Genomic DNA, 12,326 nt, shown 5'->3' on the forward strand with positions numbered 1-12,326 from the left:
CCAGGTGTCGTCGGGCGGGACGGGTCTGGCGCGGCTCAGGGCCGACCGATGATGTGGCCGGCGGTGTCGCCGACGGCACCGAAGTCCTCGCTGCGGCGGATGCGTCCACCGCTGCTGGTGCGGGGCGCGCCGCCGGGACCCTTGGCGCCCGATGACGCGCCGGTCGCGGCCACCGCACCGGCCGAAGCTCCCGCCGATGTGCCACCCTGGCCTGCCCAGGTGCCGCCGGCGCCCGTTGATGGCTTGCCGGCTGGCAGGCTCTCGCGGCCGCTGGCCGCCGCGCCGACCAGGCCGCTGGCGGTGCCCGAGCCGCTGCCGAACCAGCTGCCCGGCGCGTCGTCGGCGAGCGGGTCGCGCTGGCTTTCCGGCGCGAAGAAGGAATCGCCCGAGAAGCCCGACTCGTACCACTGCGAGCCGCCCGAACCGGCCGCGCCGTTGCCGGCGCGCAGCGTGTGCGCCAGCGTCGTGCGCGGGGTCGTGCGGTTGTCGCTGACGTGGCGCGGGACCAGCGGGCGGCTGGCCTCGGCCGGGTTGGGCACCAGCATCTGCAGCTCGGCGGCGCTGGGCAGGTGGTCGGTCATGCACTTGACGTAGCGGACCCGGCAGGCCTCCAGCACGGCCTGCTTGATGATCGCGTGGCGCTTGGGCGCCGGGCGGTCAGGCCGTTCGACATCCAGCGCCGCCAGCACCCGGCCGTTCTCGGCGCAGACCACGAAGCTGACGTGGATGGGGCCGAGCAGCTTGAACCAGTAGGCCAGCTCGTCGCGGTTCTGCGGCTGGCTGAAGCGCACCAGCGGCACCTTGGCCAGCACCGTGTGGTGTGGCAGGGCGGTGCGCAGCTGGCGGAACAGCGCGCGTTCCTCGGTCGAGAAGATCGGCCGCTGGACCAGCGGCCAATCGGTCGGCAGGTCCTGCTGGCGCGAGGAGCGCGGCGCGCTGGCGCTGCCCGGCCGGCGCCACAGCAGCAGTCCGGCCAGCGCCAGCAGGGTGACGGCCGTGAGGGCGATGGCGACGGAGATCCAGACGTTCGGGTGCATGGCGACGGAGGTGGGCTGGCGAAGGGCTGGCGTGAAACCCGATGTTAGGGGCCGGCCTCCGGCGCCTCCATCCCAGGACCGGGTGCACCTTGAACCTGCAACGCACGCGAATCAGCCGCGAATCTTTGGCGAATCCGACGCATGAACCGGGGGGGGTAGGGCGGGTGCCCGGTCGCGCCGACCGGTGCCGCGCTCAGAGGTTGGCGTTCACGGGCCCGCGCTCTCGGACTCGCGATCACTGACTCGCGATCACGCGGCGGCGCGCATAGAGTCGCCGCACCTCCATCACCAGCGTCAGCGCCCAGCCGATCTGGCGAGCCTGTTCCTTGACGCGGTAGTTGACGGCCGAGACGCGATCGGCGATCAGCTCCTCGACCTGCGAGGCCATGCTGTGCGGCGGCAGCTCCAGCCAGGCCTCGGCCTCGCCGCCCTCGCGCTGGACCTTGGCGCCAGCCTTGCGGGCGATCCACAGCATCGCGGTGTTCTCGCTCAGCGCGTGGATCATCATGCGGTGCACGCCCTGGTTGCGGGCATGCCTTGCAGCGTGCGAGAACAGGCGCTCGCCGTAGCCGCGACCGCGCGCATGGCGGCTGACCGAGACCGCGAACTCGATCATCGGCTCGGGCTTGGGTGGCGTCTCGTCATCGGCCGGGACGTCCCAGCCGATCGCGGTCGGCTCCAGGCGGGCGAGCTGCGACGTCGCCACCAGCTGCAGCCGGCGGTTGAAGATGCCGAACAGCTCGTCGCGCTGGAAGTCCAGCGCCTTCACGAAGGCGGCGATGCGGTCGTCGCTGGCCGGGTAGCCGAATCGCAGGTAGCGGTCCCGCTCGTCCAGCGCCAGCAGGTGCTTGAGGATGCCGGGCCGATGCCGCTCGGTCAGCCGGCGGATCGGCACGAAGCGCCACAGGCGACGGCGGCGAACCGGCTGGGTGGGCGCGGCATCGGCCGGCGTCGCACGGCGGGACAGGAGCGATCGGAGGGACTGCATGGGCGCGATTCTAGGTGTTTACCCTAGATCGCCGAGCGAGCGTCAGGCCAAGTCCCGACCGGCGGCGGGAACTTGGCACGCCAGGAATGCACGCGGCCACGCCCCGCACGCCCCGCCTGCGGTTCGGGCCGCCGCGCTGTCGCTTCCGGACTCAGTCGCTGCCGTACTTCGGCGAGCGTGGTCCGTAGAGCAGCCCGTTCGGCCGGCCGGCGCCCAGCAGGCGCTGGCTGGCGATGCCTGCGACCGGGTGGCTGGCGTCGGTCACCTCGTTGACGATCTGCTTGACCACCGCCGTGACCAGCGCGACCAGCAGGCCGCCGTTCTGGCGCTGGTTCTGCTCGGCGCTGGACGCGCTGGCTGCGCCGTTCCACAGCACCGCGCCGGTCTGCAGGTCGACCAGCCGGGCCTCGGCACTGACCACGGCCGCGCTGTCCAGCAGGGTGTAGGTCGCGCCGTACTTCGTCACGCGGATGTACAGCGCCGCATCGGCTCCGAAAACCTCGCGCAGCTTGGCGGGCTCGACCTGGTGGATGTCACCGGCCGTCGACAGGCCGTTCTGCCGGAAAGCTTCGGCCATCAACGTCACCGGGATCACGTAGTAGCCCGATTCGGCCAGCGGCCGGGTGGTCTGGGCCAGCACGCTGGCGGTCGCGTTGACGTCCGAGGTGTCGTTCAGCGGCGGCAGCACCAGGATGGACTTCGGCCGGGCCGACTTGTAGGCGCTGTAGTCATACGGCTTTGGCGCGGCACAGGCGCCCAGGAGGGCGGCAGTGCCCAGGACCAGGGCCAGGCGGGCGCAGCGAACGGGACGACGCGGGTTCATTTCGCACCTCCGGTGCGGCCCTTGGCCAGCAGGAATTCGACGAAGTGCGCGCCTTCGGGGAACCATTCCTTCTCGGCCTGCAGCTGCTGGCGAGCCAGGTCGTCCTGACCCAGCGTCTGGTAGAGCATGCCCAGGTGGGCCCTGAAGCCGGGCGGCAACTTGCCACCGTTCGACTCGATCTTGCGGGCGTCGGCCTCCAGCTCGCCGGCCTGGGTCGACGGCCCGCTGCCGTCGCCCTTGAGGTAGACGTAGACCTGGGACGGGTAGCTGCCCCAGTCGTAGAGTGGCTTGGGTGCCTGGGCGCAGCCGGTCAGCAGGACCAGCAAGGCGATGGCGGGGACATGGCGTGGGGTGTGCATGGCGTCCACCGGATTCAGCGCACGGGCTGCCAGGCGCCCGAGTCGATGCCGGCGGTCAGGCGGTTGACCGCCTCGCGGATCGCCAGGTCCAGCACCTTGCCGTTGAGCGTGGCGTCGTAGCCGGCCGTGCCGCCGGTGCCGAGGATCTCGCGGTTGGACAGGCTGTACTCGCCCGCGCCCTGGGCCGAATAGACCACCTCGGAGGTCGTGATGTTGACCACGTTGAGGCTCACCTTGGCGTAGGCGACCTGTTCCTTGCCGCGACCGAGCAGGCCGAACAGCTGCTTGTCGCCGACCTCCTTGCGACCGAACTCGGTGACGTCGCCGGTGACGACGTAGTCGGCGCCCCGGATCGCCTGGGCGGTGCCCTTGAAGGCCGCTTCCTGGCGGGATTCCTGCAGGTTGTCGCGGTCCAGCACGCTGAAGCGGTTGGTCTGTTGCAGGTGGGTGATCAGCACCGTCTTGGCCTGGCCGCCGAGGCGGTCGACACCGTCGGAGAACATGCCCCTGCCATAGCTGGAACGGTTGTCGAACTTGCCGACCGCGATCGGTGCCCGTGCGCCGGCATACGGCCGGCTGGCACCTTCAACCTGCTGGATCGCGACGCTGCGCGAGCTTTCGGTGGCACAGCCCGCCAGCAGGGCGAGCGTCAGGCCCATGCCCAGCGCGGGCGCGGTACGGAGAAAGGACTTGCGGTTCATGGTCTGGATCCTTGTTGATGCGGGAATCGCCGGCCGGTCAGGTGCCGATGCGGCGAGGTCGGTGATGTTCGTGTCGAGCCGTGACCTTGCCACTCCCCCCATCGGCGGAATGGCCCTGCGGGATGCGCACGGATGGGTTCTTGCCCGCCAGAAACGACAAGGCCCGTCACGTGGGCGTGGCGGGCCTTGCGGGGTCGGGCCGGGCGAATGGCCGGGTCAGAACGGGATGTCGTCGTCCATGTCGTCGAAGCCGGTGGGCGACTTCTGTCCCTGCGACGGCGCGGGGGCCGGAGCGCGCGGGGCCGGGGGGCGGGCGGCCGGGCGGTCGCCGCCGGAGGGCTCGCGGCGGTAGCTGCTGGCACCGCCACCGCCACCACCACCACCACCGCTGCGGGCGCTCATGCCGCCGCCGCCGCCGCCCATGTCGGCGCCCATGTCGTGCTCGTCCATGCCGCCACCCATGCCACCGCCGCCGCCGCCGCCTTCACGGCCGCCAAGCAGCTGCATCTGGTCGGCGATGATTTCGGTGGTGTAGACGTCCTTGCCTTCCTTGTCCTGCCACTTGCGGGTCTTCAGGCGGCCTTCGACGTAGACCGGGCGGCCCTTGCGCAGGTACTCGCCGGCGATCTCGGCCAGGCGGTCGTAGAAGACGACGCGGTGCCACTCGGTCTCTTCCTGGCGGTCGCCGTCCTTGCTTTTCCAGTTCCGGGTGGTCGCCACGGAGACGTTGCAGACCGCCGCGCCGTTGGGCGTGTAGCGGACTTCCGGGTCGCGTCCGAGGTTGCCGATGAGGATGACTTTGTTGACCGAGGCCATGGGCGCGCTCCTGTGTCCTGAAGAGAGGTGATCGTGTCTTGGATGGTTTCGCGACGGCCGTCGCGAAGCCGCAGATTGTGCCAGCCGACCCCGCCGGGGCGATCCCGCTTGAGAGGGATCGGCGCCTGGAAGCGCGCCGCTACCATCGCCCGCTTTCCGACGTTCCAGCCGCCATGACGCCCACCGACACCCGTGCCGCCAGCCCCGCCTTGCAGGTGCTGTCCGACGTGTTCGGCTACGGCGCCTTCCGCGGCCAGCAGGCGGCGATCGTCGAGCACGTGATCGACGGCGGCGATGCGCTGGTCCTGATGCCGACCGGCGGCGGCAAGAGCCTGTGCTACCAGGTGCCGGCCATCGTGCGGCAGCGCCAGGGCAAGGGCATCACGGTGGTGGTCAGCCCGTTGATCGCGCTGATGCACGACCAGGTCGGCGCGCTCGAGGAGGTCGGCGTGCATGCCGCCTTCCTGAACTCGACGCTGGACCTGGCGGCCGCGCAGGCGGTCGAACGCGAGGTCATCGCCGGCCGGCTGACGATGCTCTACGTCGCGCCCGAGCGGCTGATGACGCCGCGCCTCCAGGGCATGCTGGCGTCGCTGCACGAGCGCGGCCAGCTCGGCCTGTTCGCCATCGACGAGGCCCATTGCGTGAGCCAGTGGGGCCACGACTTCCGCGAGGACTACCTGCAGCTGTCGGTGCTGCACGAGCAGTTCCCGGACGTGCCGCGCATCGCGCTGACCGCCACCGCCGACGACCACACGCGCGCCGACATCGTCGAGCGGCTGCGGCTGGAGGACGCCCGGCTGTTCATCAGCAGCTTCGACCGCCCCAACATCCGCTATACGCTGGTCGAGAAGGACAAGCCGCGCGACCAGCTGCTGCGCTTCATCCGCGACGAGCATGAGGGCGAGGCCGGCATCGTCTACTGCGGCAGCCGCAAGAAGGTCGAGGAGACGGCGGCCTGGCTGGTCTCGCAGGACGTCGCCGCCCTGCCGTACCACGCCGGGCTGGACGCCGACGTGCGGCGCCGCCACCAGGACCGCTTCCTGCGCGAGGACGGGCTGGTGATGGTCGCCACGATCGCCTTCGGCATGGGCATCGACAAGCCCGACGTGCGCTTCGTCGCCCACCTCGACCTGCCCAAGAACATCGAGGGCTACTACCAGGAAACCGGCCGCGCCGGCCGCGACGGCGCGCCGGCCGATGCCTGGATGGCCTATGGCCTGGCCGACGTCGTCAACCAGCGCCGCATGATCGACGAGAGCCCGGCCGCCGAGGAGTTCAAGCGCGTCCAGCGCGGCAAGCTCGATGCGTTGCTGGCGCTGGCCGAGACGCACGACTGCCGGCGGGTGCGGCTGCTGTCCTATTTCGGCGAGCAGTACCGCGAGCCTTCATTCGACGACACCCCGCCCGCCGCCGGGCCGCCCCAAGGCGGGCGTGGCCCCCTCGGGGGGCAGGGAGAGCCCGCAGGGCCGACCGTGGGGGCCCGGTGCGGGAACTGCGACAACTGCCTGAACCCGCCGCAGGTCTGGGATGCGACCGAGGCCGCGCGCAAGCTGCTCAGCTGCATCTACCGCTTCCAGCAGCACGGCCAGCAGAAGTTCGGCGCGCGCAGCTTCGGTGCCGGCCAACTGATCGACGTGCTGCGCGGCAAGGTCACCGACAAGGTCACGCAGTACGGCCACGACACGCTCAGCACCTTCGGCATCGGCGCCGAGCTGAGCGAGTCGCAGTGGCGCGCGGTGCTGCGCCAGCTGGTCGCGCTGGGGCTGGTGGTGGCCGAGGGCGAGTTCAACACGCTGGCGATGACCGACGAGGCCCGGGCGGTGCTCAAGGGCGAGGTCACGCTGATGCTCAAGACGCCGACCGAGGCGCCGGCTGGACGGCGCGGTCGCGTCACCCGCAGCGGCAAGGCGGCCGGTCCGAAGCCGCCGCCGATCGCGCTCGATGCCGATGGCCAGGCGCGCTACGACGCGCTGCGGGCCTGGCGCTCCGAGGTCGCGCGCGAGCACAACCTGCCGGCCTACATCGTCTTCAACGACGCCACGCTGGCCGAGATGGCGCACCGCCTGCCGGCCAGCCTGTCCGAGCTGGCCGAGATCGGCGGCGTGGGCGCGAAGAAGCTCGATGCCTACGGCAGCGAGATCCTGCGGGTGCTGGGCACGCGCTGAACGGCGGCGCGGGCTGGCCGCCGGTCGGACCCATCCGGCGGTGGCCCGTCACGGACGCGGCGTCGGATCCAGGCGACGGCGTCGGATTCGGGTCAACCCGGACTGGCAAGATCGATCGCATCCGAAGCCCCGATCCCGCCATGACCGCTGATGCCACCCCGTCGCCCGCCCGCCGATCACCCCGGCGCAAGGCTGCCCCCGCCCCCGCCCCCACCCCCACCCCGGCCACCCCGGCCGCCATGCGGCCCCGCCTGGACCTGGCGCTGCAGGGCGGCGGCTCGCACGGCGCCTTCACCTGGGGCGTGCTGGACGCGCTGCTGGAGGCCGACCGCTACACGCTCGACGGCGTCTCCGGCACCAGCGCTGGCGCGATGAACGCGGCCGTGCTGGCCTGCGGCGTCGCGCGCGGTGGCGCGCAGGGCGGACGCGAGGCGCTGCGGGCCTTCTGGCTGGACGTCGCCGGCGTGCCCGAGTGCCTGGGTGCCAGCGTCGGCCGGACCCCGTCGCCCTTGTCCGCCTTGCCCACCTTCCCCGCCTGGCTCTTCAACCGCGATGCCTGGCCGCTCTACGGTCTCTGGGAATCGTGGTGGAAGAGCCTGTCGCCCTACCAGTTCAACCCGCTGAACCTCAACCCGCTGCGCGACATCCTGCAGCGCCACGTCGACGTCGCGCTGCTGCGCGGCGGCCCGCTCAAGGTGCAGGTGACGGCCACGGCGGTCAGCACCGGCCAGCCGCGCGTGTTCAACGACGGCACGCTGTCGATCGAGGCGCTGCTGGCCTCGGCCTGCCTGCCGCAGATGTCCCAGGCTGTCGAGATCGACGGCGAGGCCTACTGGGATGGCGGCTACTCGGGCAACCCCGCGATCTGGCCGCTGATCTACGGCACCGAGGCGGTCGACGTGCTGCTGGTCCAGATCAACCCGCTGGTGCGCCCCGGCGTGCCGACCCGCGCCGCCGAGATCGCCGACCGCATGAATGAGATCACCTTCAACGCCAGCCTGGTGGCCGAGATGCGCGCCATTGCCTTCGTGCAGAAGCTGGTGCGCGAGCAGCGTGTGTCGGCCGACGACTACAAGGACCTGCGCCTGCACCGCGTCGCCGACGAGGAAGGCCTGGCGCCTTTTGATGCGTCGAGCAAGCTCAACACCGACATCCGCCTGCTGGAGACGCTGTTCGGGCTGGGCCGCGCGGCCGCGACGCGCTGGCTGGCCGAACACGGCGATGCGGTCGGCCAGCAGGGCACGGTCGACATCGGGCAGACGTGGCTCGCGCCCCGGGCGCAGCCCGGCCCTGGGGGCCGCTAGAACCTGTAGTTCAGGCCGGCGTCGATGCTGGATTCGGCGTTGCTCGGCGCCGAATCGAAGGGGAAGGCGCGGCGGTAGGTGTATTCGAGCTTGAGCCAGACCCGCTCGGTCAGCCGGCTGCGCAGGCTGGTGGCCAGGGTGCGGTAGTTCTCGCGCGTGGACCGCTCGTCGACCAGGCTGAACTTGAAGCCGAGGTTGTCCGACACGGCCATGTCGACCTTGCCGGAGACGGTGTACAGGCCCTCGGTGACGCTGTTGCCGTCCTGCTGGGTGGCCCAGCGCACGCCCGGTCCGGCCTCGAGCGTGAAGGACTGGCCGGCCTGCGGTTCCCAGCGTCGGCCGACGCCGACCCGCAGCGACTGCGACGAGCGGAAGAAGCCGTACCGGTTGTAGCGCGAGCGCGGCGAGATGAAGCCGTAGAACGGGTTGTCGGACAGCCAGGTGCGCCAGGCGACGTTGGTGTCGTACTCGTCGCTGTTGACGCTGGAACCGCCCCCGGCCACGCGCACGTACTCGCGGTTGAAGCGCAGCGCACCGGCGATCTCGGTGCGGGTGTAGCGGTACTCGACCTCGCCGTCGCCGGCATAGCGCCGGGTGGTCGACGCGCCGCTCGTGTTCGAGAAGGTGAAGGCGGCATCGACGCGCACGTCCGGTGCCTCGGGCAGCACCTCGGGATGGCGCTCCTCGGGCGCCGGTCCGGACAGGTCGACGATGGTCAGGCCGTCGACGGTGCGGGCCGGCTGACCGGAGGTCCGCACGACCGGCGCCCTCGGCGCAGCCGGCGCTGGCGCGGGAACCGGCGCGACCACGGCGGGCGGCGGTGAGGCGACGACCGGCTCGGGTGGCAGGACCTGCTCGATCGCTGGCACGCTCTGGGCGGCGGCCGGCAGGGAGGCAACGCAGGCGAAGGCGAAGGCGACGGCGGCGGCGGCGGCACAGCGGGCCGCCAGGTGCGGAAGGTGCGGAACGTGCCGCAGGGACAGGTCGTGCATGGGTGCAGGAGAACAGCGGCGGGCGACGCCGCGATGACGTCACCCGGTGGATCGGGCCCGGATTCTCACCGCACCGCAGGGTGCATCAGAGGCGGTAGACGGTCTTCCAGCTGGTGTAGGTCGCGTGGCCTGCGTCATCCACCGCGATGGCGCTGTAGCTGACGCCACCGTACGGCGTCGCCGGCATGACGGTGTCGACGGCATAGGGCCAGCTGTAGTCACGAACCATCAGCTGGGTCGCCCGGCCGCTGCCGTCGTCGTACCAGAACTCGACGTACTTGATCGCGTAGTCGTCGCGGGCATCGGCATCGAGCGCGATGCGGTCGCCGGCATAGGCCTGGGAGCGGCTGACGTTCAGCGTGACCGCCGGCGGCGAGTCGGACGAGCCATCGATGCCGACGTAGACCCCGCCGCCACAACCGGCCAGGGCCAGCGTGGCGGTGAGCAGCAGGGCGCCGACGGCGCGGCGGGCGGTGACTTGGGGGTGGGATGCGCGGGGCATGTCGCCATAACCCGGTCGAGACGGGGCCGGTTGACAGGGTTCGGTCAGGCCCGTTCAGACCGGGGGGCGGCGCGGCGTCGGCGTGGCGCGGTCCAGCAGGGTCCAGGCGGCGTCGGCGGCGACGCGGCCCTCGTCGGTCGGCACGACCCAGACCTCGACCCGGCTGCCCGGCAGGTGGACGGCCATGACGCGGTCGCCGCGGGCCGCCTCGTTGGCGGCGTTGTCCAGCTGCACGTCCAGGTGGGCCAGGCCGTGGACCAGCTCGGCGCGGGTCTGGGCGTCGTGTTCGCCGATGCCGCCGGTGAAGGCGATCAGGTCGATGCCGCCGAGCACCGCACCGAGCGCGCCGGCCTCGCGCCGCAGTCGGTAGTCGAACAGGTCGATGGCGGACTGCGCGGCGGCATGGCCCTCGGCGGTCGCCCGGCGCAGCTCGCGCAGGTCGCCGCTGAGGCCGGAGACGCCGCGCAGGCCGCTCTCGCGGTAGAGCAGGTTCTCGACCTGGGCCAGCGTCCAGCCCTGGCGCCACAGGTGCAGCACGATGCCCGGATCGAGCTGGCCGCAACGGCTGCCCATCATCAGGCCGTCGAGCGCCGAGAAGCCCATCGACGAGGCCACGCTGAGCCCGCCCGAGGCGGCGCACAGGCTGGCGCCGCTGCCCAGGTGCGCCATCAGCACGCGGCCGGAGGCGCGCTCGCTGCGGCGTTGCAGCGCCTGCATCACGAACTGGTAGGACAGGCCGTGGAAGCCGTAGCGACGCAGGCCCTGCTCGTGCAGGTCGGCGGGCAGGGCGTAGCGCTGTTCGAGCTTGGGCAGGCTGGCGTGGAAGGCGGTGTCGAAGCAGCCGATCTGCGGCAGCCCCGGCCAGGCCCGGCGCAGTGCGCGCACGCCGGCCAGGTTGTGCGGCTGGTGCAGCGGCGCCAGGGGTTCGAGCGTGCCGAGCATCGCCAGCACCGCGTCGTCGAGCACCACGGGGGCGCGGAAATGCGGTCCGCCATGCACGATCCGGTGCGCCACCGCGACCACCTGCACCGTCGGCGCACGTGCCGCGAGGTGGTCCTGCATCGCGCGCAGGGCGGTGTCGTGGTGGCGGCTGTCGTCGCCGTCCATCTCGATCGGGCGCGCTGGCTGGCCCTCGATGCTCAGCCGGGCGCTGCCGCCGGGCTGCAGGCCGTCGATCTGGCCCCGTGCGAAGGCGGGGGAGCGGTCGTGCAGGCCGCTGGCGTCGCCACGGGGGTAGAGCGCGAACTTCAGGGAAGACGAGCCGGCATTGACCACCAGCACGGCCGGCTGAGGTGCGCCGCTGGCAGCGGCCGGGGCGGATTCGACGGTTGGCAAGGGCGGTCTCCAGGACAGAACAGGACAGAAGCGGTTGGGTTGTTGCCTGAAAGGATGCCTCAAGCCGGGCCCTGGCCCGTGAAGGTGGGGTGAAGGCTGCATCAGCCGCCGACCTGAAGGTCGCCCCCGCAAGGCCGGGCTTACACCCGATCGCGCCCCAGGTACGGCTATTGCAGAATCAGCCCGCTTTTCGTACGACCGTTCACATGCACGTTCACACGCACGTTCACACGCCAGTTCGCAACCGATCCTCACGGAGCCTCACAGCATGACCCAGCGCCTGTCCCCCCGTCGCCTGATCCTGGCCCTCGCGGCCGCCTGTGCCGGCCTGGCCGCGCTGCCTGCCGCGCAGGCCGAACCGGCGGTGGTCTACGACGCCGGCGGCAAGTTCGACAAGTCCTTCAACGAGGCCGCCTACAACGGCATCGAGCGCTACAAGAAGGAGACCGGCGAGAGCTACCTCGACTTCGAGATCGCCAACGACACGCAGCGCGAGCAGGCCTTCCGCCGCATGGCCCAGAAGGGCGCCAACCCGATCATCGGCGTGGGCTTCACGCAGGCCTCGGCGATCGAGAAGGTGGCCAAGGAATTCCCGCAGCTGAAGTTCGCGATCGTCGACATGGTCGTCAACCTGCCCAACGTGCAATCGGTCGTCTTCAAGGAACACGAGGGCTCCTTCCTCGCCGGCATGATGGCCGCCATGGCCAGCAAGACCGGCAAGGTCGGCTTCGTGGGCGGCATGGACGTGCCGCTGATCCGTCGCTTCCAGTGCGGCTACGAGCAGGGCGCGAAGTACGCCAACCCGAAGGCCGAGGTGCTGGCCAACATGACCGGCACGACGCCGGCCGCCTGGAGCGATCCGACCCGCGGCGGCGAACTGGCGCGCAACCAGTTCTCGCGCGGCGTGGACGTGGTGTTTGCCGCTGCCGGGGGCACCGGCGTGGGCGTCTACCAGGCCGCCAAGGATGCCGGCAAGCTGGCCATCGGCGTGGACAGCAACCAGAACCACCTGCACCCCGGCACCATGCTGACCAGCATGACCAAGGGCGTCGACGTCGCGGTCTACAACATCGCCAGGTCCATCAAGGACAACAGCTTCAAGCCCGGCATCACCGTGCTGGGCCTGAAGGAGAAGGGCGTGGCCGTCGCGATGGACGCCAACAACGCCAAGCTCGTCAGCGCCGACATGCAGAAGAAGCTCGCCGCCGCCGAGGCCGACATCGTCGCCGGCAAGATCAAGGTCGCCGACTACATGGCCGACAACGCCTGCAAGTACTGACACCCCGAACGACCCCGGTCCC

The 12,326-nt window shown here is 71.2% G+C and carries 12 protein-coding genes; 3 read left to right on the top strand and 9 right to left on the bottom strand.

Going from position 1 to position 12,326, the window contains the following annotated elements; translation table 11 throughout:
• Positions 1-35: 35 nt before the first annotated feature.
• From Q8X39_RS03910 to Q8X39_RS03935, 6 genes are all read right to left on the bottom strand, one after another.
• Positions 36-1,037 carry a DUF2726 domain-containing protein gene (locus Q8X39_RS03910; protein ID WP_305748335.1) on the bottom strand — a complete coding sequence of 334 codons (1,002 nt, stop codon included), beginning with the start codon at positions 1,035-1,037 and terminating at the stop codon, positions 36-38.
• Between the two features lie 235 nt (positions 1,038-1,272).
• Entirely contained in the window at positions 1,273-2,025 is a 753-nt protein-coding gene (locus Q8X39_RS03915) for a GNAT family N-acetyltransferase (protein WP_305748336.1), read from the bottom strand.
• Positions 2,026-2,176: 151 nt separating this feature from the next.
• Positions 2,177-2,848 carry a DUF799 domain-containing protein gene (locus tag Q8X39_RS03920; RefSeq protein ID WP_305748337.1) on the bottom strand — a complete coding sequence of 224 codons (672 nt, stop codon included), beginning with the start codon at positions 2,846-2,848 and terminating at the stop codon, positions 2,177-2,179.
• Positions 2,845-3,207, bottom strand: coding sequence for a DUF4810 domain-containing protein (locus Q8X39_RS03925; protein WP_305748338.1), 363 nt, complete (start codon positions 3,205-3,207; stop codon positions 2,845-2,847). The genes Q8X39_RS03920 and Q8X39_RS03925 overlap by 4 nt, the downstream gene beginning before the upstream one ends.
• A gap of 14 nt (positions 3,208-3,221) precedes the next feature.
• Entirely contained in the window at positions 3,222-3,866 is a 645-nt protein-coding gene (locus tag Q8X39_RS03930) for a CsgG/HfaB family protein (protein WP_407067968.1), read from the bottom strand.
• 258 nt (positions 3,867-4,124) lie between these two features.
• Positions 4,125-4,724 (bottom strand): single-stranded DNA-binding protein, encoded by a 600-nt coding sequence (locus Q8X39_RS03935; protein ID WP_305748340.1) that lies wholly within the window; start codon positions 4,722-4,724, stop codon positions 4,125-4,127.
• A gap of 173 nt (positions 4,725-4,897) precedes the next feature.
• Between Q8X39_RS03935 and Q8X39_RS03940 the strand changes: the two genes are divergently transcribed.
• Both Q8X39_RS03940 and Q8X39_RS03945 read left to right on the top strand, forming a co-directional pair.
• Complete coding sequence (locus Q8X39_RS03940) at positions 4,898-6,892, top strand: RecQ family ATP-dependent DNA helicase (protein ID WP_305748341.1); 1,995 nt, start codon at positions 4,898-4,900, stop codon at positions 6,890-6,892.
• A gap of 239 nt (positions 6,893-7,131) precedes the next feature.
• A complete protein-coding gene (locus Q8X39_RS03945; RefSeq protein ID WP_305748342.1) occupies positions 7,132-8,196 on the top strand; it encodes a patatin-like phospholipase family protein in 1,065 nt (354 codons plus the stop codon).
• On the opposite strand, the gene Q8X39_RS03950 is transcribed toward Q8X39_RS03945, so the two are convergent.
• The 3 genes from Q8X39_RS03950 to Q8X39_RS03960 form a co-directional block, all read right to left on the bottom strand.
• Positions 8,193-9,188: a DUF481 domain-containing protein gene (locus Q8X39_RS03950; protein ID WP_305748343.1), complete on the bottom strand. Its 996-nt coding sequence runs from the start codon at positions 9,186-9,188 to the stop codon at positions 8,193-8,195. The two genes, Q8X39_RS03945 and Q8X39_RS03950, sit on opposite strands and share 4 nt — an antisense overlap.
• 85 nt (positions 9,189-9,273) lie before the next feature.
• Entirely contained in the window at positions 9,274-9,690 is a 417-nt protein-coding gene (locus Q8X39_RS03955) for a hypothetical protein (RefSeq protein WP_305748344.1), read from the bottom strand.
• Positions 9,691-9,744: 54 nt separating this feature from the next.
• On the bottom strand, positions 9,745-11,025 hold the full coding sequence (locus tag Q8X39_RS03960) for an acetate/propionate family kinase (RefSeq protein ID WP_305748345.1): 1,281 nt from the start codon (positions 11,023-11,025) through the stop codon (positions 9,745-9,747).
• A gap of 268 nt (positions 11,026-11,293) precedes the next feature.
• Between Q8X39_RS03960 and Q8X39_RS03965 the strand changes: the two genes are divergently transcribed.
• Positions 11,294-12,304, top strand: a complete 1,011-nt coding sequence (locus tag Q8X39_RS03965; RefSeq protein ID WP_305748346.1) for a BMP family lipoprotein — start codon at positions 11,294-11,296, stop codon at positions 12,302-12,304.
• The last annotated feature ends 22 nt before the right edge of the window (positions 12,305-12,326 follow it).

This window comes from Leptothrix discophora, assembly GCF_030705305.1.
GTDB lineage: Bacteria > Pseudomonadota > Gammaproteobacteria > Burkholderiales > Burkholderiaceae_C > Sphaerotilus > Sphaerotilus discophorus.